Raw genomic sequence first — 22,445 nt, 5'->3', positions numbered from 1 at the left:
GGGAGGGGCGTAAACAGATGGGCGCTCTACAAACAGCTCTGCGTGGCTAAGGCTAACTTCGGCCTGAACGATCGTTGCCTTGCCGTGCTGAGCTCGCTTCTGTCATTTCTGCCTGATGATGAATTTGATGAGAAAAGCGGCCTAGTCGTTTTCCCATCCAACCGACAGCTTTCGCTGCGTGCCCATGGCATGCCGGAGTCTACACTGCGCCGACATCTGGCCTCCCTGATTGAAGCCAGGATCATTGCGCGCAAGGATAGCCCGACCCGCAAACGCTATGCTCATAAGGATAGGGAAGGCGGCGTCGAGCTTGCTTTTGGCTTTTCTTTTGCGCCCTTGCTTAAGCGCGCCTCTGAAATTGCTGCTATCGCGGATAAAATTCTCGCCGATCAGAAAGCACTGAAGCGTCTTCGCGACGAAGTGTCGGTCATGCGCAGAGATATGGCGGCAGCTTTTGCGGATAAGGCCGAAGAAAGAGGTGAGCTTAGTGAGTGTCTCGAAGCACTGTTCGTTCGCTTCCGCTCCATTGTCGACGCAATTCCTCGTCGTGCATCTCTTGATGAACTGTCCGCGATCAGGGCCAATTTTGAAGCCATTCGTGGTGAATTGGCTATCGCTTTGAAAACAATAGAGATTGTTCCGGAAATGAGCGTCAGCGTCGCTCAATCTGAGCGGCAGCATAATGAATCCCTGCCAGAATCCCTTTTTGAATCTCAAAATGGCGAAAAGATTGATTTGAACGCGCCTTCCGCGGAAACACCAGTTTCTGAGAAGCCGGAAGAAGGAACTTCTGGCAACTTAACCCCATCCATTTCCCTCGATCAGGTGCTTCGATCCTGTCCAGATATCCGGGAATACGGAACCAACGGAATTGGCACATGGCGTCAGCTTCTCGATGTCTCGCGGATTGTCTCCGGCTTTCTCGGCATCAGTCAGTCAGCCTATCAGGAAGCGATCCGTTACATGGGACCGGAAATCACCTCTACCGCTATTGCCTGGATCCTGCAGAAACTATCGACCATCAATTCGCCCGGCGGATATCTACGATCTCTGACACAGAAGGCGAGGGGAGGGACCTTCTCAATCCGCCAGCTCCTGTTTTCAGGAATGAAGGCAAGTGGGCATCTCGTCTCAATATGAGACTGCGTTGACCCGTTTCTTAAGGCACAGCCATGAGTTGGAAACGTCTATCGCGAATAAGCCAAATTCTGGGCTCAGGCCTGGTCGCGGCATTCCTTTGTTGGTTGGTCTGGGCTGGTGCACAAGGTCTCGTTGGCATCATAGAACGCGGTAGGATCGTCAATCGACGAGGGCCGGACGTATATATGAACGACAACCCCACCATATTTTGGGCTCTCAGTGGATTTTTCGCGCTCGGTGTCATTCTCATAGCTGGTCTGGCGGTGATTTGCTTATCGCACTGGTTTTCCCTTTTCCGACGTTCGAACCGTTAGGCGAGCGGTTTTCGTACGGGTAACCGGTTCGCCGACGGAAACCAAAGAAGACGGGCGTCTCAGATCCGGTTCTCAGCAAAGCGCGCACGGAATACCGCTGATTAAGGGGGATCGGAAATATAAGCGTAGGCCGCTCGTACGAAGACCATCGCATTGCCATCTCCAATTCCCGCCTCGTCAGCGTGGACGGCGACCGCGTCACCTTCCGTTGGAAGGATTATCGCCACGGTGGCAGGCAAAAGGTAATGACGCTCGATGCCCACGAGTTCATCCGCCGTTTCCTGCTTCACACCGTTCCGGACGGCTTTCACCGCATTCGTCATTACGGCCTGCTTGCCAATGGCCATCGGCAACTGAAGCTGGACCTATGCCGAAGCTTGCTCGACGTCCCGCCGCCCGAACACCCGGTCGAAGAACCGGACGCAAAGCCACCGCCTCTGGCGCACCGCTGCTCCTGTTGCGGCGGAACCATGACGATCATTGCCGCATGGACCCCGCTCCAGCCGGTACGCCGGCCAGCATGGAACGACAGTTCATGATCATATCACGCGCCGCATCATTGCAACGATCAGCGTCGGCATGCAAAAGAGCCGCGGGGCGAGTGCTTTGCCCAATCGTGCCCGAGCGACGGTTCGATCGATGCAAACCAGCCGACAGGCGCGGCAAAGACACCGCAAATGCCGGCAAGAAGCTCCTTCCAGGCCTGTCCACCGACTTCGGCAAGGCTCAACTCCGCAAAACGCCATCCACTGCTTCGGCTAAATCCCCATAGTGCCAAACAACCCGCGCCTTCGCTCAATCCGGCTTCAATGAGGTCCGATCAGTGAATGCAGCACGCACAGCGCCCGGACCTCACAGAACCCTCCAGATTCCGTTTCTGGTGCAAATCAGATTCTATCTGCCGGCTGGATCAGGAGGCTGGCATGGATGGCAAAACCCTTATCGGATGATCTTCGAGCCCGTGTTGTTGGAGCAGTCGTGCGCGAGGGGCTATCGTGCCGGGCTGCGGCGAAGCGTTTCGGTGTAGGGGTCAGCACGGCGATCTCCTGGGTCCGGCGTTTCCGGCAGACGGGCGGTACCGCGCCGGGACGGATGGGCGGTTACAAGCCTCGGGCGATTGGCGGCGCTCATCGTGAATGGCTGATGGAACGGTGCCGGGCCAAGGCCTTTACCCTGCGCGGCCTGGTCGGGGAACTGAGCGAGCGTGGCTTGAAGGTGGACTACCGCTCCGTTTGGGTATTCGTGCATGACGAGAAACTGAGTTATAAAAAAAGACGCTGGTCGCCAGCGAGCGGGACCGGCCCGACGTCGCCCGCAAGCGCGCACGATGGCTGAAGCATCGCCATCGGATCGATGCTTCGCGGCTGGTGTTCATCGATGAACCCTGGGCCAGGACGAACATGGCGCCCCTCAGGGGCTGGGCTCCAAAGGGAGAACGACTGCCGGGCAAGGCGCCGTTCGGCCACCGGAATACCATGACCTTTCTGGCCGCCCTTCGCCACGACCGCGTCAGCGCCCCTTGGATCATCGATGGACCCATCAACGCGGAGCGCTTCAGGATTTATGTCGAGCAGGTGCTGGTTGCCGAACTCAAACCCGGCGACATCGTCATCATGGACAACCTCGGCTCGCACACACCCAAGGCAATCCGGGACGCCATCCGCGGGGCGGGTGCCAGACTGCTCTTCCTGCCGAAATACTCCCCCGATCTCAATCCGATCGAAAAGCTCTTCTCGAAGATCAAACATTGGCTGCGCAAGGCACAAGCCAGGACACGCCAAGCCGTCGATGACGAACTCAGCAAAATCCTCACCGACGTCAGGCCGCAAGAATGTTCAAACTACTTCATGGAAGCCGGATATGCACCGGACTAAAATCATCCCGCTCTAGGGCGGATCGACATTCAGGCTTTCCAAATCGGTTGATCGCTGATTCATAGGACACCGTGTTGAAGCACGGAGGTCGTCATGGCTGTTAAGCGGTATGAACTGAGCGATGGGCAATGGGCGAAGATTGCGGACTTGTTGCCTGGCAAGGCTGGCGATCCGGGGCGTACGGGCTTTGACAACCGTTTGTTTATCAATGGTTGCCTGTGGGTTTTGCGCTCGGGCGCACATTGGCGCGATCTGCCGGAGCGCTATGGCAAGTGGAAGACGGTCCATCGCCGGTTCAGCCGTTGGTGCCATGCCGGCATCTGGGAACGGGTGTTCGAGACGCTGACGACCGATCGCGACAACCAATATCTGATGATCGACAGTAAGATCGTTCGTGCTCATCAGCAGGCGGCCTGTGGCGCGGCGAGGGCGCGTTTGCCTTCGGTGCGGGCTACACCAGCGAAGACGGCCGGGTCCGCGGGAATGTTTCCGGAACGACGCTCCGGTGTTCAGCTGGTCGCTTGCGGCGACCAAGGAGGGCGAGCCGATCATGATCCTGCGGGTGCCGGCCTCGGGCGATCACGACAGCGCCCTTTCCGTATCGTTTCCGGGGAGGAAGAAGCTGGTGCTGGTGAACTTCCAAGGGTGCGACGAGACGGTTTGCGTGGCGATGCTCCCGGTGGGGCCGGTCACCCGCGAGCACATTCCGGTCCGGATGAATGAGACCGTCGACGGCCGCATCAACGTCGATCCGTTGGTGCGGCGTGCGGCGGAACTGATCCGCAGCGATGTCGAGGCGAGCATCTTCAACGGCTGGCATGAGACGGTGGCGCTTGTGCCGGAACTCGATGGCGGCAGCGACCGCAGCGACCTGGTCACATCACTACAAGCTCATGTGCGTGAAGGCAGGGTCAGCTTTCTCCAGAACGGGCAGCCGATTGTCGAACCCGAGAAGGTGGCAGCCTGCGTGACCGAACATGTCGAAAACCTAACGCCTCCCAGAGCAATTCCAGGAAAAGTGTACAGCGGTTTCCGTCCGGAATTGCGTGGAAACAAAGGGATAGGGTATTTCGAGATTCAGAGAAAAGCGGAAATGCTCTAAAATCGAGGTCGCAAAGGCGTGTGATTGGTCTTATAGCAATGACGTCCCACGGCAGGCGAGGACTGGATTGTCTGCTCCTTGGCAGTCAGACGTCGGAGGTTCTGGGCCTATAGTCCTGTGCTGGTCGTCCGCTAGGTTCCGGACCCCAGATGACGATCATGGCGAGAGCTATTCTTCCAGTGGCGTGGCTGGTCGGTATCGATTCCACGCGCGCTGTTACATGGAGTGGGTGTCGCTCCTCGTGCGCGCGTCCCATCCCAGCATGGATACCTCGGCCACGGCCTCGAGCTCGGAACGGCTAGCCCCGTCGCGAGCCAGGATGGACATGCCAAACTGGACGGTCTGCACGAAACGCGCAAGCGCATGGATGTCGGTTGTGACTGGAATCTCGCCATCCGCCACGGCCCGTTCCAAGCACGCCTTCAGACGTTCGAGCGTGACGGCACGTGCCGATCGTACAAGTTCGCCCAATTCCACATGGCCTTCGCTGCCGACCGATGAGAGGGCCACCATGCAGCCATAGGGAATATCGACGACGCATCCCGTCAGCGTCGCGGCAGAATCCATAAGGAACGACAATACAGCTTCACGGGCAGTGTCTGCAGAGGAGAACCTGCCCCACACGAGCGATGCATTGCTGTCAACGTAATAGCGCAGCGACTCGGCATAGAGCGCTTCTTTTGAACCGAAGGCAGCATAAAGGCTCGGCGATCCGATTCCCATCGCCTCTGTGAGATCCACCATTGACGTGGCCTCAAAGCCCTTTAGCCAGAAGAGACGAGTGGCCTGTCCCAAGGCGGCTTCTCGATCAAACACGCGAGGGCGCCCGCGAGGGCGAGGCGGCGTAGATTCGCCAGCTTGTGGCTTATGATCCGATTTCTGCATCGGTCATTATATAAACCCTTCGCCCTTCATGGGCAACCCTCTGAGCACTTTTGTGGTGATCGTTATATTATTCTTGACCGGCAATTTCTTCGCCCCCATCTATTTCTGTGTCATTCAATAAATAAAGGAAAGATAATGAGTGAACTCATTGGAAAGCGGGCGCTTGTGACGGGCGCCTCGCGTGGTATCGGCGCTGCCATCGCATTGGCGCTTGCCGACAAGGGCGCAGACGTGGCCATCACCTATGAACGGTCGGCTGATCGTGCAACTGAGATTGTTCGAGTTATCGAGGGGAAGGGCAGGCGCGGATTTGCTATCAGGCGTCACGACACGAAAGTGATGAATCTGTCCGACTTTTGAGAACATAGAGTGATCAGGCTGCCAGCAAAGATACTTCGCGCCGCAATGGCCTGAGATCGGGGCCGTCTGTCGGGGTCCAGATGTAGTCGCCGGTGAGACTGATGTGCTGCCATCCGAGCGGGGTGATGTGTTTGATCACATCCGGCGGCGTGGCGACGCCCTCGCGGTTAAGTTCGGCGAACGCCGGTTCGAGATAGAGCGTATTCCAATAGACGATGGCGTTGATGAGCAGGTTCAGTCCGGACGCCCGATAGAACTGGCTCTCGAAGGTTCTGTCCCGCAACTCTCCGAGCCGGTTGAAGAACAGCGCACGGGCCAGGGTATTTTGGGCCTCGCTCTTGTTGAGGCCGGCGGTGGCATTCCTGCGCATTTCAGCGTTCTGCCACCATTGGGGCAGGAAGATGGACCGGTTGATGCGTCCGATGTCGCGCAGCGCGAGCGCCAATCCGTTTTGACGCGGGAATGCGGACAGCTTTGCCAGCAAGGTCGAAGGGCGTACCAGGCCGGAACGAATGGTCGTGACCAGTCGCAGGATGTCATTCCAGTTTGCCTTGATCCGCTCGACGTTGATAGGCTCACCGACGAACGAGGCGAGGTTTTCCGGTGGCGCGTCGCCGGGGAAGATATACAGCTTGCGATCCTTGAGACCCCGCAGCCGGGGCACGAGCTGGAAGCCGACGAGATGGCAGAGTGCGAAACTCATGTCGCTGACCCCGCCGGTATCGACATAGTGGGTTTCGATGGCGAGGTCGCTGCCATGATAAAGCAGACCGTCCAGAACATAGATGGCCTCGCTCGCATTGGCATTCATGGCGATGATGTGGAACGCGCCATATTGGTCGGAGGTGAATCGATAGAATTTGGCGCCGGGATTAGGGCCATAGCGGGCATTGAGGTCGCCGATCGCTTCGGCGTGCCCTCCCGCCGGAAAATACTGCCCGTCCGAGGAAGAGGTGGTTCCGTCTCCCCACAATCCTGCCAAAGGCAATTGCCTCTGGGCGTTGACGAGAATGGCATGCGCGGCGGTGTAGCCTTCTTCCCGGATATGCCAGTCGTGCGCCCAGGCGAGCTGGCGCATCGTCAATCCGGGAGAAACATCCGCCATTCTCGTGAGGCCGAGATTGATGCCGTCCGCCAGAACTGCGGTAAGGAGCGCAAGCTTGTTGTCGGCCGTGCGCCCGGTGCGTAGGTGTGTGAAGGCGTTGGAAAATCCCGTGCGGGCGTCCACCTCAAGCAGCAGGTCGGTGATGCGGATGGCAGGCAGGCGGCCTTCCACCTTCGGTTTCAGCGCCTTCGCGATGTCCGGAAACATGGCCTTGTGCGGCGTGACGCTGAACCCCGCACCGGTCAATTCGACATCGTCGAGCTCGCCGGCGGCAGCCAGGCGCGACAGGTCGCTCAGCCCGTCGTTCAAGGTCTGGCGCTGTTGCCTCAGATAGGTTTCCACATCGGTATCGACGGCGACCGGAAGCGGGCCTTCCTCGCGCATCAACTCGAACGTCGGCGCGGGAATGAGGAAGCTCTCGAAGGACTGGAAGCGCTTGGAGCCCTCCACCCAGACGTCGCCGGCATCGAGGCGGCGTTTCAATTCGCTGAACAGGCAGAGCTCATAGGCCCTGCGATCGATCTTGCCATCCTGCAGAATGAGCGGCGTCCAGCTCCTCGGCGCAAAGGATATTGGTGCCCTGTCGGGTATCGTTCTTTTCCCCTTGCGATACAGATCGGCGACCGTGGATAGCGCCCGAAGGAGATTCGCAGCTACAGCATGGCCTCGAAACACGAACGTCGACAGGAATTCCGGAGCCATTTTCCGGATCGTTGGATAGCGCTGGAGCATTTCGATTTTCCCATCGATGCTGTCCGGGGCAATCAGCGCGTCGACCGCCTGAACGCTGGTCGCGAAGACCGGCCATTGAATGATCCGTTCGAGTGCCCTGCCGATATCCTCGCCTTTCTCCCTGGCTTCGATGATCGCGTGGCAAACTTTCGAAACGTCCTTGAGCGGCTTTTGAACCTCCCGGACGGAACGAGTGATGCGGGCAGTCGCCTGATTGTCGGCGCGCCGCGTCATGGCGCCGATCAGTTTCTTGAACACGTCGATTGCGCAGTCGGTCAGATGGCGCAAAAGATGCAAAACTGTTGCAGCCAGCACGGCGTGCCGGCGTTCTGGGTTGAGATCGCGTAGATGCTGCGCGCTCATCCTCATTCCTTCCGCAGCGAGTTCGTCAAAAACCTTGTTCGGAATGCGCTCCATCAACTCTGCAGGCAGGTGCAGCGACCGAAGTAACTGAACGCGTTCGGCTATCCTGTCGAGATTGACGGCGGTGGGCGACAATGCCGGTGTACGTACCCACGCGAGGATGGTCACGTTCGTCCCCTCACGCGGGTCGAGAAGTTTGTCGAGATCGCGCTTCTGGCTCTCCGAAAGCCCACCAACCAGGGCCCGGTGAGCGATACGGATGCCGCGCCGGATTGCAACGTGGATGATGGCTTCGAGCGCCCCGCGCGACGGTAGGAGAATTCGCCGGCGGCGCAATTCCTCCACGACCATATCCGCCAATGCATCGGCCCGGCGCAGGGTTTGAGCCGCGGGCGTCAGCCAGCCGGTCAGGGCCCGCACGTCCGAAGGCGCAAACGGGCGTATCTTCATTCTCTCGAAAAGCAGGGCGAGATGCTCGCGGCGCGTCTGCGGGCGCTCGAAATATCGATCGATCTCGCGATGATCGACGCCGATTTGCCGCGCCAGGAACCGCAACAAGCCTGGCGGCAGGACCTCACCATCCGCGAGCGGTCGGCCTGGATATCGCAGCATCGCCAGAACGCAGGCCAGGCCCAGCCGGTTCGATGCACGGTTCTGCCGCATGACCAGATCGAGATCCGACTGGTCCAGCGTGTAGTGCTTGGCGATCTCCCTTTCGTCATCCGGAACCGCTGTCGCCTGGCTCCACCATGTTTCGCTCAGCAGTGCTCTGCGCGCCATTCATCACCATCCATCCCGTCACGAAAGCTGCAGCGAAATGGAAAATGCGTGTCCGGCAAACGACCGTTTCGCGGCTTCCACAGAATTTGTCCGCAAACCTTGTTCTCGAACGGCAAATCGGACATTGTCCGACTTCAACGAGAAAACGGACAAACCACGCCTAATGACCTCTATCGGCTATGCAAGGGTCTCCACCGGCGACCAGGATACCGCCCTGCAACTCGACGCTTTGCGCAAAGCAGGTTGTGAACGGCTGTTCGAGGATAAGGCGTCCGGCGTGAAGACTGACCGGCCCGGATTGGCGGAGGCGATCCGCTACGTTCGTGACGGCGACACGCTTACAGTCTGGAAGCTCGACCGCCTGGGTCGATCGATGAAGCACCTCATCGAGATCATCACCGAGCTGGAGGCCAAAGGCGTCGGGTTCCGGTCGATCACCGAAAACATCGACACGACGACACCCGGTGGTCGCCTGGTCTTCCACCTGTTCGGGGCGCTGGCACAGTTCGAGCGCGATCTGATCCGGGAACGAACACGCGCTGGTCTACAAGCGGCAGAGGAGCGCGGCCGACGCGGTGGCCGACAGGTCGTCGTAACCCCGGAGAAACTCGCCAAAGCCCGCCAGCATCTGGCGGCAGGGTTAAACGTCCGGGAAGCCGCGGCCCGCGTTAAAATCGGGAAAACCGCACTCTACGAAGCTCTCAGGGCCGAAAAGACAACGACATCCGCGGTTAAGCCAATCTGAGTTCCTGATACGTTCTCAAATGTCGGACAGATTCACCACTTTCGTGTCGTGACGCCTATCAGGGCCGACAGTGGCAATCCGCTGGCCGTGAGGCGCTCGGTGGACGAGGCAGCCGAAGCGCTTGGCGGTCTCGACATTCTCGTCAACAATGCCGCAATCGCGCTTTACGATTCGATCGCCGCCATCAGCGTTGATCACATCGATGCGCTGCTGGACGTCAACGTGCGTTCGCCCGTGATCGCTTCGCAGGCCGCCATTCCATATCTTCAAGCCGGAGGTCGCATCATCACGATCGGCTCGGCCGGCGCCGAACGCATCGTTGGCGAGACAGGTACGGTGTATTTCATGACAAAATCCGCGCTCCACGCGTTCACGCGCGGCCTCGCTCGCGAACTCGGATCTCGTGATGTCACCGTAAACCTGGTCCAGCCGGGATCGACCAATACCGATATGAACCCGGCCAACGGTGATTTTGCCGACTTTCAACGTGCCCTGATACCTCTTGGCCGATATGGAGAGCCACAAGATGTGGCTGCTGCCGTGGCCTTCCTCGCAAGTCCTGCTGCAAGGCAGATTACAGGGGCTATCCTCACAGTGGATGGCGGCTTGAACACCTAGCCGCCTGGAGTTGGATCTCGGTTTCCGGCAACCGAGATCCCCAAATCGGGCCGGGACCAGACTTGCGAATGGCGCGATCGACGTTGCGGCGAATGAGCCGGCCTCTCGAGTCATGTCGTGATCGCCGCCGATTTGAGACACGTTTTCGCCAAGGTGATCTCGACATCGGCCTGAAACCCGACAGAGGCAGCTTATGGCGCGATTGCATCAACAGCGGTCGTCGCCGCAGCTGTCAGATATGCTCAATCCCGCGTGCGATCATACTCTGCCTGCGCGAGTTCCATTTTAGCACCGTGTATCAGCGCCCAGTCGTAGAGCGCTGCGAACGGCTCGCGCAGGGAATGGCCCAACGGCGTGATCGTGTACTCGACACCGACGGGAGCCGTGGGAAGGACATGACGCTGGATCAGCCCGTTGCGCTCCAGTCGTTTCAGCGCATCCGCGAGCGCCTTGTGTGTAATGCCGTCGAGACGCCGCATGATCTCATTGAAACGTGATGGTCTGGTGCACAGGACGGTCAGGATCAGAACCGACCACTTGTTGCCGATCTGCTCCAGGATCGGCCGCGTGGCTTTCACGTCGATCAACGCTTCGTCGATCACACGCTTCACGGAGTGTCCCGTCGGACGTGTGTTTGCGGCCAGATCATCAACCATTCCGGACACGGGTATACTCCTCGATATCTGCTTTATATATGGTGCGTATTTCACTGTAGATATGCCCAATATATCTTCTTCTTGCACCACTTTTGCAAGGAGTTCATATGAGCAGATTGGGAAACAAGATTGCGATCGTCATCGGCGGCGGCGGCGGCGGCATTGGCGGGGCAATCTCGCAGCGCTTCGCGGCTGAGGGCGCGCGCGTTTACGCCACGAGCCGCAAGGCGGTGGAAAACGGGCCGGCATCGTCGCCGGATATCAAGGACAACGGCATCCGTGCGGTCCGCGCCGACGCGGGCAACCTGGTCGATCTCGCCCGAGTCTTCGAGCGCGTCCGGTCCGAAGAAGGGCGGATTGACGTCCTGGTTATCAACGCCGGCATCTCCGAGTTCGCCATGCTTGGCGATATTAGCGAAGACCTCTTCGACAGGATTTTCGGGCTGAACGTCCGTTCGCTGCTGTTTGCGGCGCAAGGCGGTATCGATCTGATGCAGCCCGGCGGATCGATTGTGCTCGTCGGTTCGATCGCGGATGTGGTGGGTACGAAGGGCTACGGCGTCTATAGTGCCAGCAAGGCGGCCGTACGGTCCTTCGCCCGGACATGGGCGCATGAACTCGCCCCCAGAGGCATCCGCGTCAACGTCATCAGCCCCGGCCCGACGGACACCGCGATGATGGCCGACACCTCGGACGAGGTGCGCCAGGCGCTAACCAATATGATCCCGCTTGGACGCCTTGGCAAGCCGGACGAGGTAGCCGCCGCTGCGCTTTTCCTCGCAAGCGACGAGAGCAGTTTCACGACCGGGGCTGAGCTCTGCGTCGATGGGGGTGCGACGCAGGTCTGAAGGAACCAACAAATGCTGTCGCAATATGCCCTGAGCAAAAAATGAGTGCAATAAGGCTTTTGCGACAGCCGAGACATTCCACATTTTCGGTACCCAGAATTTTCCTTCCGCATCAGCAAGAACAATAAGTAATTATAAACTCACGTAAAGGACGAAGACCAAGACACCGGATGCGTCTTAATGCCGGGCACACTATAACTACTTTGGCGGATTAACGCTTGGTTAGCGATGATCTGCCATCTTTGGCATTCCAAGACGAAGCGTCGGTCAGAATAGGCTGTTTATTCGGCAATGCCCTTCTGCATTCAACTGTTGCGTCTCTCCCAGCCCTTTCCGAATAGATTCATGAAGTTGCGTTCACCATAGGGGTGCTTGAGCAGTTCGGCCTCGTCGATCGTGACGCCGTGGCCGGGACGGTCGCTCGCCTGGAGGTAGCCGTCCTGGAGGGTGGGGACGCCGTCGAAGATATCCTGGGCCCATTTGACGTGATACGCATCGAAGCATTCCTGGATGAACGCATTCGGCGTGGCCATGTCGAAGTGAATGTTGACGGCGGTGCCAAGAGGCGACTGGGCATTGTGCGGGGCGACGAGCGCATTGTGGGCTTCTGCGATGGCGGCGACCTGACGCAGGCGCGTAAGGCCTCCCAGCCGGAGATATTCGGGCAGAACGATATCGGTCGCCTTGTGCTGGAAGAGATTGGTGAACTGGCCGAGCGTACCGAAGCGTTCACCGCCGGCAATCCTGACGTTCGAGCGTTTAGCCACCGCTGCAAAGCCTTCAACGTCGGAGGACCATACGGGGTCCTCTATCCACAGCGGCCTGAACTGCAATAGATCCTGGCTGACGGAGATCGCTTCGACCGGCGTCAGACGATCGTGGAATTCGAGGATCAGGTCGATGCTATCCGGCAAAGCGTTGCGCACAGACTCGACGAGAGCGATGGTCTTTGCCCGCTCCTCTCGCGGCAGGACCCGATAGTTATGGCCGAGCGGATCGAACTTCATCGCAGTGAAGCCCGCGTCGGCCACGGCTCTTGCACGTGCGGCGAAACGTTCCGGTTCGCGATCCTCCTGATACCAGCCATTGGCATAGGCCCGGACCTTCGGATTGGCGATGCCGCCGAGCAGACGGTAGAGCGGGACATTCAGCTCCTTGCCGACGATATCCCAGCATGCGGTTTCAATGCCCGCCATTGCCGCCATGATGACGCCGTCGGTCGGCAGATAAAGGGTCTTGTAGGCCTCCTGCCAATTTGCCGTCATCTGCCTCGGGTCGCGACCGATGAAGAGGCGAGAGATCTCCTCGACCGCGCCGACGACCGGTTTGGTGGTCAGTCCGGTTGTGGCCTCGCCCCATCCCACATGGCCATCACTCGTTCCGACTTTTACGAGAACCCAGTTCTTCCAAGGGTTCCCGATGACGAATGCCTGAATTAGATCGATTTTCATGGTTCGGTTCCTGTTTCATCCGTCCATCGACGGAACAATGTAATGATTGCCGTATGGCAGGTGTCTTCCGGGTGAACTGACATCCGTGTTCGAAGGCATTAGCGGCGACGCCTAGGAAGGCCTTCGGCAGGCCTCGCCCGAGGTCTTGAAAAGATGGGAGCGGAGTGGATCGGGTCGCAGCCAGATCGTCTCCCCGGCCCGGAAGTCGTGCCGCTCCCGGAACGCAGCCGTTATGCGTGCGGTACCTGCCCGTGCCTGAACCATTATCTCGGAGCCCGTTGGCTCGACGATGGAGATCCGGGCCGCGAAGGCGCCTTCGGTCTGTGCAGCAACGACTTCAAGATGTTCCGGCCGGATGCCCAGCACAGCCTTGTCGCCAGGCTTCCAGCCCGAGGCGGAGGTAACCGTCAGATGGTGACCTGCCTCCGTCGAAAACACGGGGCTTCCCTGCCTGTCCATCGTTCCCTCGATGAAGTTCATCGAAGGCGAACCGATGAAGCCTGCAACGAAGCGGTTTGCCGGGCGGTCGTACAACTCGAGCGGACTGCCTATCTGCTCGACGATACCGTCGCGCATGACGACGATCTTGTCGGCCATCGTCATCGCTTCGATCTGGTCATGTGTCACGTAGACGGTGGTCGTTTTCAGGCGCTGGTGGAGCTCCTTGATTTCGCCACGCATCTGTACACGCAGCATGGCATCGAGATTGGAGAGCGGTTCATCGAACAGGAACACCTGCGGATCGCGGACGATTGCGCGACCCATGGCGACACGCTGACGCTGACCGCCGGAAAGCTGCCGCGGATAGCGCGGCAGCAGATCGCTCAATCCCAGGATTTCGGCGGCCCGCTTTACACGAGCCGCCTTATCCTCCTGCGGCGTCCCTTTCAACCGCAGTGAAAAGCCCATGTTCTCGGCAACCGTCATGTGCGGGTAAAGCGCATAGTTCTGGAAGACCATGGCAATGTCCCGCTGCTTGGGCGGGACATTGTTGACGGTTTTGTCCCCGATGAGGATCTTTCCCCCCGAGATGGTTTCAAGTCCGGCGATCATTCGCAGCAGTGTCGATTTTCCGCAGCCGGATGGCCCGACCAGGACGACGAATTCGCCGTCCTCGATTTTCACATTGACGCCGTGCACTACCTCCACAGCCCCATAGGACTTTCGGACATCGACGATATCTACTGACGCCATTTCGACACTCCTCCCGCTATGCTGCAAGCGATACTTGAACGTGGATTCCTGCGGTTACGCCGCGACGTCCTGCAGCCGGTAATCGGCATGCATGAGGTGGTTCATGTCCTTCAGGATATCCTTGAGTTCCTCTATCGCCAGCGTGTCGAGAACCCGGCCGCCGGTTTGCCGGAAGGCGCTGCTTCCGATGACATTGCGCCGCTTTAAAACTTCCTTGTAGACGGCGGGGCCGTAACCGACCTCGAAGACCAGAAGGGGGAGCATGAGGCGGTAGATTTCCTTGGCGCGCTGAATGTCGCCCGCCTCCAGTGCCTTCCAGAGCGAGACATGCACGTCGGAGACCTCGCATGCGGGCATCGTCCCGCAGGCGCCACGGCGATACTCGTCCAGCAACCGGATGCCGGCCTTGCCTCCCATCACGCCCAGGAGTTCCTCACCCGCACCCGAAAGGACCTCGCTCATCAGCACGCTCGAGAATTCGGTCTCTTCCTTCACGAAACGGATGTTCGGTATATCCTTGAGCAGCTCCTTCATGAACCGCGGCGACATGGCCGTTCCTCCAGGCCCACCGTAGTTCTGCAGGAAGATCGGCAGGCTGCTGCTATCGGAAATTGCCCGGTAGTATGCGCGGATTTCGTTCTCGCTCGCCTTTTGAAAGGTCGGCGGCATGGCCATGATTGCATCGGCGCCGATCTTCTCGGCATGCTGCGCATGGCCCTCGGCAATCGGCCAGCAGGTGCTCGATACACCGACGATCGTCGTTGCCTGTCCCTTTGCCTCGCCGACCACGATTTCGGCGACCATGCGCCGTTCGGCGTCGCTCAGATAGGAAACCTCGCTGGCGTTGGCGGTGGACACCACGCCCTGCACGCCGGCATCCAGGCAAAAGCGCATCGTGCGCTTCAGACCGTCCACATCGACGCGCAGGTTCTGGTCAAAAGGGGTGGTCACGATTACAAACACGCCGCGCCACTTGGATTCGATATCAGTCAATTTAAGCTCCTTTGAACTCGTTCGAATTGTTGAGTGCGATTAGAATTTGGGCTCGACCATCTCGGCGTCGCCGCGAAGGAAATCCAGGCTGGCACCTTGGCTTGCCGAGGTGACGTGCCGGGAATAGATGTAGGACCAGCCGCGCAGATGCGGTGAGGCGCGCTCGCTCCAGAGGCTGCGCCTGTGCTCCAGCTTGGCCGGCTCGACCAGAAGGCTGATCGACCGGGCCTCCACGTCGAGATCGATGACGTCTCCGGTTTCAACCAATGCAAGGGGACCGCCGACGGCCGATTCCGGCGAAACGTGAAGCAGGACCGTGCCGTAATGGGTGCCGCTCATGCGGGCGTCGGATATGCGGACCATGTCACGCACACCCTGCCTGACCAGTTTTTCCGGGATCGGCAGCATTCCCCATTCCGGCATGCCGGGCACTCCCTTGAGACCGGCGTTCTGCAAAACCAGGATGCTATCGGCATCGACGTCCAGATCGGGGGCGTTTATCCGGGCCGCCAGGTCGTCACGATCCTTGAACACCACCGCCTTGCCGCGATGCTTCATCAGCTTCGGATCGGCGGCGGAGCGCTTGAGGACACAGCCGTCCGGCGCAAGGTTCCCGTAAAGCACGGCAAGCCCTCCGGCCTCGGTGAGCGGTGCATCCAGGGGTCGGATGACGTCGTCGTCGAAACATTCCGCTCCGGCGATGTTGGCGCCCAGCGATTTTCCGTTCACCGTCGCCGCGTCAAGTTCGAGGCATTCGCTGATCCGTGACAGCAGCGCCGGGAGTCCGCCGGCATAGTAGAATTCCTCCATCAGGTACTGCCCGGACGGCTTTATGTTGGCGATGACCGGCACGGTCTCAGACAGCCTGTCGAAGTCCTTCAAGGCCAGTTTCACGCCGACCCTGTCGGCAAGAGCGAGCAGGTGGATGATGGCATTGGTGGATCCGCCAAGGGCCATCAGGGCCGTCACCGCGTTGTGAAACGATCTCTCGTCGAGAATATCGCGAGGTTTTCGATCCTCCCAAACCATATCGACGATCGTCCGGCCGACATCGGCAGCCATATGCCGGTGTCTGGAATCCGGAGCCGGAATGGAGCTCGCACCGGGCAGGGTCATTCCCAGAACTTCCGCGATGGAGGTCATGGTCGATGCCGTGCCCATCGTCATGCAATGTCCGGCCGAACGGGCACCGGCGGACTCCATATCGGTATATTGTTCGCGCGTGATATTGCCCGCCTGCAGTTCCGCATAATAGCGGCTGACATCCGTACCGCTTCCAAGCGTCTTGCCGCGCCACCTGCCTGTGAGCATCGGTCCTGCCGGCAGGAAGATCGCCGGCAGATTGGTCGAGATGGCGCCCATCAGCATCGCCGGGGTCGTCTTGTCGCAACCTCCCATCAGCACGGCACCATCCACGGGATGACAGCGGATCACTTCCTCGATTTCGATCGAAAGCAGATCCCGGTAGAGCATCGTCGTCGGACGCATGAACGGTTCGCCGAGCGACATCACAGGCACTTCGAGCGGAAAGCCGCCAGCCTGCCAGATCCCGCGCTTCACATCCTCGGCACGTTCACGAAAATGGATGTGGCAGGGGTTGAGCTCGCTCCAGGACGAGAAGACCCCGATCACCGGCTTGCCACGAAAATCCTTGTCGCTGAATCCCGCCTGCTTGATGCGTTCGCGGTGTGTGTGCCCGCCTTTGTCCGCAGGCGTGAACCACTTGGCGCTTCGAAGCTCTTCATAGGTTTTTCTGGTCACAATACTGATCCCTTGAATACGGAACGTTCAATCAGTTTGACATCGCACCCTTCGTGAGCCCGCTCACGAGGAATGGTTCCAGGATGAGGAAGAGAAGAACGACGGGCACGAGCGAGATTGCGCCCGCGGCCATCAGGTTCGACCATTCGACCTGGTATTCGCCGACGAAGGACTGGAGACCGACGGTGAGGACCTGCTTGTCGTCACTGGTCAGAAGGGTCCGGGCAAAAATGAATTCGGACCAGCTGACGATCAGGAGGTAGACGCCCGCAGCAGCAAGACCGGGGCGGGTGAGGGGAAGGATCACATACCACAGGGCGGAAAGGCGTGAGCAGCCGTCTATCATCGCGGCTTGCTCGAGCTCTGGGGGAATACGATCGAAGAAGCCTTTCATCAGCCATGTCGCGAGCGGAACGCCGATTGCCATGTTTGCCAGGATCAGGCCGAAGAAGCTGTCGTTGAGACCCATCGTGTTGAACATGATGAACAGCGGAATGATGATCAGGCTCGACGGAATGAGCTTGCTCAGCAGCAGCATTGCGCCCGTCGCCTGCTGCAACCGCATTCGCCAGCGCGAGAGGCTATAGCCGGCAAGCGTCGCAACCGTCAGGCTGAACACCGTGGACAGGCCGCTGACGAAGAAGCTGTTTGCGATCCATTGGAGCAGCGGCCGGCGTTCAAACGCTTCCGTGAAGGCCGTGAACGTGACCTTCGACCAATTCGGGACGAGCGCCGGATTGCGCGAGAGAATCTCGCTGGTCGGCATGACCGCCGTCATCAGCATCCAGTAGATCGGGAAAAGCAGGATGATGGCCAGGATGATGCCGATCGCCGTCAGCGAGAGTTGTTTGATCGTCGCTGTCATGCAAACCTCCCTAGAACTTGTCTTTATGAATGAGGGTGACGGAGAGCACGCACCCGATGAGCGCCACCGCGACCATCATGGTGCCGACGGCGGAGCCGACGCCCATGCGAAAATACTGGAAGGCCTCGTTATAGGTGTAAAGCGCGAGCGTTTCGGTGGCCCGTGCCGGTCCGCCATGGGTTGCCGCGAAGATGATGTCGATATCCCGGAAGATCCAAAGAGCACTGATCATCGCCGACAGGATCGCGGTTGCCCGAATACCTGGCCAGGTGATGAAGATGAAACGCTGAAACCTGGATGCGCCGTCGATATCGCTTGCTTCGTAAAGCTCGCTCGGAATGGATTGGAGTGCCGCGAGCAATGTCAGGGTGATGAGGGGATAGGCTTTCCAGACGGTCGGAATGATGACGGCCCACATAGCCGTGCGTGCGTCCACGAACCATGTGATGTCGGTATCGATCAGCCCGAGATCGCGCAGGATGGCGTTGACGACGCCATAGGAGCCGTCCAGCATCCACAGGAAGACGATGGAGACGACGACACCCGGGACCGCCCAGGGAAGAAGGATCAATGTTCGCAGATATCGGCGTCCGGGAAAGCTGATATTCAGGAGCAGTGCCGTGAAGAGACCGATGAGGAAAGCGAAGAACACACTGCCGGCCACATAGAACACCGTTACCTGTATGCTGTTCCAGAAACCCGGGTCGGAAAGAACCTGCCGGTAATTGTCCAGGCCGAGCGGCAGCTCGCTAATCTTCGCGAAATTCATGGAGCGGCCCTGACGGAAGCTCAGTTCCACGATGCGCAAAAGCGGATAGACGATCAGAAACATAACCGAGGCGATGGCCGGCACCAGCAGGCCATAGGCATGGAGCATTTCCCGGGTCTGTCCCGCATCGGGGGCGGGAGGCCGCACGGATGCGGCCGCCCTGCGACGGGGAGAAAGCAGTGAGAATACGGTCATCGTCTCAATTGCCCAATGGAATTGTACGCTCGAGCGTTTCCTGCGTACCGGCCAGGATATCGGCGACGGGCTCCTGCGTGGACAGGACCTGTAGCGCGGCCCTTTGCGTAATGGCATAGAACTCGCCACTGTTTGCGCGGATTTCCTTGACGTTCGGGATGATCGGCTCGGCACCGACAACACCATCGTTGATGGTCTTCAGTTGCGGTGCTTTGGCTTCCAGTTCCGGAGTCAGGATGTTTTGGCGTGCAGCCGGAGCCGATGTCAGCTGCGTATATCTCTGCTGCCATTCCGGCTGTGAGAGAAATTCGATGAAGGACCAGGCCTTGTCCTGCACATCCGGTTCCAGCCCCATGGGAATATGAATGCTGTTGGAGGCGCCGCCAAGAACCGGCGTAAAGGGGGCCTTGATCATCTTGAGATGTTGGCGGACTTCCGGCGGCGCCTTTTCGACGCTGGAATACATCCACGGACCGTCGATGAGGAATGCGGCCTTGCCTTCGGTGAAGAGCTGTCGCGCCATCGTCGAATTGTTGCCGAGCGCCGCATTGCCACCGACCGTCTGGCGATACTTCTCGACTGCCGCGATAACGCCGGGATCGGTCAGGTTGTAATGCCCGTCCTTTATCAGTTTTTGTCCTTGCCACTCGATGAAACGGATGAAGTCGAGCGTGAGCGTCGGATGTTCCATCGTAACGGCGGCAAGGCCGAAGATGCCGGCATCGCGATCCGTGGCCTTCGGCACGGCCTGCATGAATTCCTCGAACGAGGTCGGAGGCGTTATTCCGGCCTTCTGCAGCAGGTCCTCGTTGTAGAAGAGCATGAAGCCGTAACCCATCAGCAGAACGCCTTCGGTCTGCCCCTGCCAAACCAATTCGCTCTGAAGGCTTGACCAGTTGTCGGCAATCGCCGTGCCCTTGATTTTCTCGTCAAGGGGACTCAACCAGCCCTGCTCGGCGAATGTTCCGAAGCCGTCGGTCGAAAGGGTCAGGATTTCCGGTGGCTGGCCCGATGCCATGCGCACAGTCAACTGATTGGCATATTCCTTGTAGGGTATCTTCTGGACGTTGATATCCACGTCGGGATTGGCTTTTTCGTAAGCCGCGATCACCTCGGCCCACCAGTCCTTGAAGCCCGGCTCCTCTGCCTGCCAGGTTGTGAGATTGAGCGTGGCGGCCTCCTGTGCCCGGACCGGCGCGCTACCAAACGCCAGAAAAGCCAGACTTCCGCAAACAAGCACCTTCTTGAGCATGATCACCTCCCGTGAGTTTCTCAATATGCAGGCAACCCTCCCGGCGCCGTGGAAGTAAGGCTAGGCCTGAAGAATTTTCCTGTCAACCAATTTCAACCAATTTGTTGCATTTCAAAACCATTTGGTTTTTGGTGGAAACGTCGATAGAATGGTATAAAAGCTTGGTTTCCTGTATACTAGCGAAAATTCCCTTGTCTGGAGCTTAATGAATGCAGACTGCTGTCCAACCAATATTCGACGCCCTCAACGATGCGGCAGCGCCCGGCCGGGGTGCGTCCACGCGGCTGGTGTCACAGGACGACGAGCTCTGCAGACGGATCTACCGACATTTTGTCGATGCGATCAAAAATGGCTCCCTGGCTGCTGGCGCCAAGGTCCCGGCTGAACGTCAGCTTGCCGTTCATTTCGCTGCATCCCGGACGATCGTGCGCAAAGCGCTGCAAATCCTGCTGGAGGATGGGCTGATCGAGAAACGTGTCGGCAGCGGTACGTTCGTGCGCCAGGGACTGGCGACGGCGAGCCAGTTGCAAGATAACCAAATGCCGGACGTCTCGCCGCTTGATATCCTCGAAGCCCGGCTCGCCATCGAGCCGGGGATGGCAGATCTGGTGGTCGCCCGGGCCACGGACGCGGATTTCAAACGCATCGATGCTGCGCTGGAGCACATGAGGGGCATGGCCGAAACGGGGACGCAACAGGAGTTCAAGGAATCGGGTTACCTGGTTCACATGGAAATCGTCCGAGCCAGCCGAAATCCACTCCTCATCTGGATTTACGGCCTTCTGATAGAGGCGCGGATCAAGGCGGGATGGGATACGCTTCGCCAGTTGAACGACGCCCCGGAACTCAGGCAGGAGCAGCTGAAGTCGGTATCCGACAATGTTGCAGCCCTTAGAATGCGCGACACGAAAAAAGCAAGCGACCTTAGCCGCCAAGGCAAACTTCGCCTCATCCAGCAGGTCATTGGGCTCGATTGGAGCAGTGAATAGAGGTGTTTCGCTGGGTCCACTTCAGGAGACGGATAAATCGATGGTATTACCGGACAAGATAGGATTTGTAGGCACGGGCGCAATCACAGATGCGATCGTGAGAGGTCTCATGATCGAACCGGCGGCTGTTCCTGAAATCGTCGTCTCGCCTCGCAATGCCGAGAGCGCCGGCAAGCTTGCAGCCGAATTTGCGGCTGTTTGGGTCGCCGCAGACAACCAAACCGTCGTTGACACCTGTGACGTCGTCGTCCTCGCGGTTCGCCCACAGATCGCCGAGGAAGTTATCCGCTCCTTGCACTTCCAGGAGGGGCAGACGGTAATCAGTGTCATCGCCGCAACCGGCCGGCCCGCACTTCTGGACTGGATCGGCGCCGACGTTCAACTGGCGCAGGCGATCCCTCTGCCCTTTGTTTCGAAACGGAAGGGCACCACCGCCATCTATCCGCCCGACCCGGTGACCGCGGCGATTTTCAACGTGCTCGGAAACGCCGTGGAGTGTGGCACCACGGAGGAATACAACCTCCTCGCCGCTGCAAGTGCGCTAATGGCGACCTATTTCGGCATCATGCAGCGCACGACGGAATGGCTGGCTCGCAAGGGATTGCCCGAAGAAAAAGCGCGAGCCTACCTGGCTCCGTTGTTCGCAGAGCTGTCGCAGACAGCACTGGCTGCTGGCGTCGATGTCCCTTTCAACAAACTTAGCCGGGAGTTTGCGACGAAGGGCGGCTTGAAGGGGTCAGAACAAGAGCAGTCCGAAATCGTACGCTAAGGACGAACGGAATGAGAACTTACGCGGCGTTCCTTAGCCTAGCCGGAAAGCGGAGCGATCGAAATCCGTTCGGCATCTGATGTTCGGCATCCCATGTGTAGATGCCGGTAAGGTTGATATGTTCCCAACTGAGCGGCGATATGTGTTTCAATAGAGTATCAGGAATGTCTCGCCCCGCTCGTTTCAGCTGTGTGACCGCGCGATCAAGATAAACCGTATTCCAGTGCACGATCGCACTGACGACGAGATTGAGCCCCGAGGCGCGGAAAGCTTGGCTTTCGAACGACCGGTCACGGATCTCGCCTCGCTCGTGGAAGAACACAGCGCGTTTCAGCTTATGGGCGGCCTCTCCCCTGTTGAGACCGGCTTGGCATCTCCGCCGCAATGCCGGACTTGAGTACCATTCGATCATGAAGAGCGACCTTTCGATACGGCCGAGTTCGCGGAGCGCCCTCGCGAGATGGCTTTGCTTCGGAGATGCGGACAGCTTCTTCAGGATCGTAGACGGTACCACGGACCGCGTCGTGATCGACGCCGCGAGATGCAGCAGATCGTCCCAATGGTCGAGAATCAGGGCGGTGTTGATCGGCGCCCCGATATGGTTCGACAGGGTTGGATATGCATCGCTCCGGTGTTGTCACGTTAAGTTTCTCTGGCCGGAAAGGCCAGGGGCTCGTAGATATTC

General features: G+C 59.0%; 17 protein-coding genes and 7 pseudogenes. 13 read left to right on the top strand and 11 right to left on the bottom strand.

What is annotated here, in order from left to right; all coding sequences use genetic code 11:
• The 7 genes and pseudogenes from repC to HWD97_RS22010 all read left to right on the top strand — a co-directional run.
• Nucleotides 1-1,140: plasmid replication protein RepC (repC, locus tag HWD97_RS22040; protein WP_371835600.1), on the top strand; the 1,140-nt coding region annotated here is incomplete at its 5' end.
• Nucleotides 1,141-1,600: 460 nt separating this feature from the next.
• Nucleotides 1,601-1,993 (top strand): annotated as a pseudogene (locus tag HWD97_RS22035) (transposase); the annotation flags it as partial.
• Nucleotides 1,994-2,381: 388 nt separating this feature from the next.
• Nucleotides 2,382-3,328 (top strand): IS630 family transposase gene (locus HWD97_RS22030; RefSeq protein WP_371835599.1). Its coding sequence is split into 2 segments (ribosomal slippage): nt 2,382-2,720 and nt 2,723-3,328, totalling 945 coding nucleotides; the frame shifts between segments, so codons are not numbered across the junction.
• Nucleotides 3,329-3,421: 93 nt separating this feature from the next.
• Nucleotides 3,422-3,763: pseudogene (locus tag HWD97_RS22025) on the top strand (IS5 family transposase); the annotation flags it as partial.
• A pseudogene (locus HWD97_RS22020) lies at nt 3,721-3,882 on the top strand (YadA-like family protein); the annotation flags it as partial. The pseudogenes HWD97_RS22025 and HWD97_RS22020, both read left to right, overlap by 43 nt.
• On the top strand, nt 3,834-4,430 hold the full coding sequence (locus tag HWD97_RS22015) for a hypothetical protein (protein ID WP_371835598.1): 597 nt from the start codon (nt 3,834-3,836) through the stop codon (nt 4,428-4,430). The pseudogene HWD97_RS22020 and the gene HWD97_RS22015, both read left to right, overlap by 49 nt.
• Nucleotides 4,431-4,459: 29 nt before the next feature.
• Nucleotides 4,460-4,565 (top strand): annotated as a pseudogene (locus HWD97_RS22010) (universal stress protein); the annotation flags it as partial.
• An 81-nt stretch (nt 4,566-4,646) separates the two neighbouring features.
• Here HWD97_RS22010 and HWD97_RS22005 read toward each other — a convergent pair.
• The gene (locus HWD97_RS22005) at nt 4,647-5,315 is read right to left on the bottom strand and encodes a TetR/AcrR family transcriptional regulator (protein ID WP_371835597.1); all 669 of its coding nucleotides are present in this window, start codon (nt 5,313-5,315) and stop codon (nt 4,647-4,649) included.
• A 135-nt stretch (nt 5,316-5,450) separates the two neighbouring features.
• Here HWD97_RS22005 and HWD97_RS22000 point away from each other — a divergent pair.
• A pseudogene (locus tag HWD97_RS22000) lies at nt 5,451-5,636 on the top strand (SDR family NAD(P)-dependent oxidoreductase); the annotation flags it as partial.
• 52 nt (nt 5,637-5,688) lie between these two features.
• Here HWD97_RS22000 and HWD97_RS21995 read toward each other — a convergent pair.
• Nucleotides 5,689-8,655: a Tn3 family transposase gene (locus tag HWD97_RS21995; protein ID WP_371835596.1), complete on the bottom strand. Its 2,967-nt coding sequence runs from the start codon at nt 8,653-8,655 to the stop codon at nt 5,689-5,691.
• A gap of 163 nt (nt 8,656-8,818) precedes the next feature.
• Here HWD97_RS21995 and HWD97_RS21990 point away from each other — a divergent pair, with 163 nt between their 5' ends.
• Entirely contained in the window at nt 8,819-9,400 is a 582-nt protein-coding gene (locus tag HWD97_RS21990) for a recombinase family protein (RefSeq protein ID WP_371835603.1), read from the top strand.
• Between the two features lie 57 nt (nt 9,401-9,457).
• A pseudogene (locus tag HWD97_RS21985) lies at nt 9,458-10,018 on the top strand (SDR family oxidoreductase); the annotation flags it as partial.
• A gap of 242 nt (nt 10,019-10,260) precedes the next feature.
• On the opposite strand, the gene HWD97_RS21980 reads toward HWD97_RS21985, so the two are convergent.
• Nucleotides 10,261-10,674, bottom strand: a complete 414-nt coding sequence (locus HWD97_RS21980) for a winged helix-turn-helix transcriptional regulator (protein WP_371835602.1) — start codon at nt 10,672-10,674, stop codon at nt 10,261-10,263.
• Between the two features lie 107 nt (nt 10,675-10,781).
• Between HWD97_RS21980 and HWD97_RS21975 the strand changes: the two genes are divergently transcribed.
• On the top strand, nt 10,782-11,522 hold the full coding sequence (locus tag HWD97_RS21975; protein ID WP_371835595.1) for an SDR family NAD(P)-dependent oxidoreductase: 741 nt from the start codon (nt 10,782-10,784) through the stop codon (nt 11,520-11,522).
• Nucleotides 11,523-11,827: 305 nt separating this feature from the next.
• Here the strand turns inward: HWD97_RS21975 and HWD97_RS21970 are convergent, their stop codons facing one another.
• The 7 genes from HWD97_RS21970 to HWD97_RS21940 form a co-directional block, all read right to left on the bottom strand.
• The gene (locus HWD97_RS21970; protein ID WP_371835594.1) at nt 11,828-12,973 is read right to left on the bottom strand and encodes a mandelate racemase/muconate lactonizing enzyme family protein; all 1,146 of its coding nucleotides are present in this window, start codon (nt 12,971-12,973) and stop codon (nt 11,828-11,830) included.
• A 111-nt stretch (nt 12,974-13,084) separates the two neighbouring features.
• Nucleotides 13,085-14,167: an ABC transporter ATP-binding protein gene (locus HWD97_RS21965; RefSeq protein ID WP_371835593.1), complete on the bottom strand. Its 1,083-nt coding sequence runs from the start codon at nt 14,165-14,167 to the stop codon at nt 13,085-13,087.
• Nucleotides 14,168-14,221: 54 nt separating this feature from the next.
• The gene (locus tag HWD97_RS21960) at nt 14,222-15,160 is read right to left on the bottom strand and encodes a dihydrodipicolinate synthase family protein (protein ID WP_371835592.1); all 939 of its coding nucleotides are present in this window, start codon (nt 15,158-15,160) and stop codon (nt 14,222-14,224) included.
• 39 nt (nt 15,161-15,199) lie between these two features.
• Nucleotides 15,200-16,924, bottom strand: a complete 1,725-nt coding sequence (gene araD, locus HWD97_RS21955) for an L-arabinonate dehydratase (protein ID WP_371835601.1) — start codon at nt 16,922-16,924, stop codon at nt 15,200-15,202.
• 28 nt (nt 16,925-16,952) lie between these two features.
• Nucleotides 16,953-17,786 carry a carbohydrate ABC transporter permease gene (locus tag HWD97_RS21950; protein ID WP_371835591.1) on the bottom strand — a complete coding sequence of 278 codons (834 nt, stop codon included), beginning with the start codon at nt 17,784-17,786 and terminating at the stop codon, nt 16,953-16,955.
• A gap of 10 nt (nt 17,787-17,796) precedes the next feature.
• The gene (locus HWD97_RS21945) at nt 17,797-18,750 is read right to left on the bottom strand and encodes a carbohydrate ABC transporter permease (RefSeq protein WP_371835590.1); all 954 of its coding nucleotides are present in this window, start codon (nt 18,748-18,750) and stop codon (nt 17,797-17,799) included.
• Between the two features lie 4 nt (nt 18,751-18,754).
• A complete protein-coding gene (locus HWD97_RS21940; protein ID WP_371835589.1) occupies nt 18,755-20,002 on the bottom strand; it encodes an ABC transporter substrate-binding protein in 1,248 nt (415 codons plus the stop codon).
• 209 nt (nt 20,003-20,211) lie between these two features.
• Between HWD97_RS21940 and HWD97_RS21935 the strand changes: the two genes are divergently transcribed.
• Together HWD97_RS21935 and HWD97_RS21930 are read left to right on the top strand one after the other, a co-directional pair.
• The gene (locus HWD97_RS21935) at nt 20,212-20,991 is read left to right on the top strand and encodes a FadR/GntR family transcriptional regulator (protein ID WP_371835588.1); all 780 of its coding nucleotides are present in this window, start codon (nt 20,212-20,214) and stop codon (nt 20,989-20,991) included.
• Between the two features lie 40 nt (nt 20,992-21,031).
• Nucleotides 21,032-21,760, top strand: a complete 729-nt coding sequence (locus HWD97_RS21930) for a pyrroline-5-carboxylate reductase (RefSeq protein ID WP_371835587.1) — start codon at nt 21,032-21,034, stop codon at nt 21,758-21,760.
• A gap of 19 nt (nt 21,761-21,779) precedes the next feature.
• On the opposite strand, the pseudogene HWD97_RS21925 reads toward HWD97_RS21930, so the two are convergent.
• Nucleotides 21,780-22,391: pseudogene (locus HWD97_RS21925) on the bottom strand (Tn3 family transposase); the annotation flags it as partial.
• Nucleotides 22,392-22,445: the final 54 nt, after the last annotated feature.

Source organism: Ochrobactrum sp. C6C9 (assembly GCF_022627935.1).
GTDB lineage: Bacteria > Pseudomonadota > Alphaproteobacteria > Rhizobiales > Rhizobiaceae > Brucella > Brucella teleogrylli.
The sequence above is the reverse complement of the archived record's forward strand: the minus strand, read 5'-3'. Positions and strand labels throughout refer to the sequence as shown.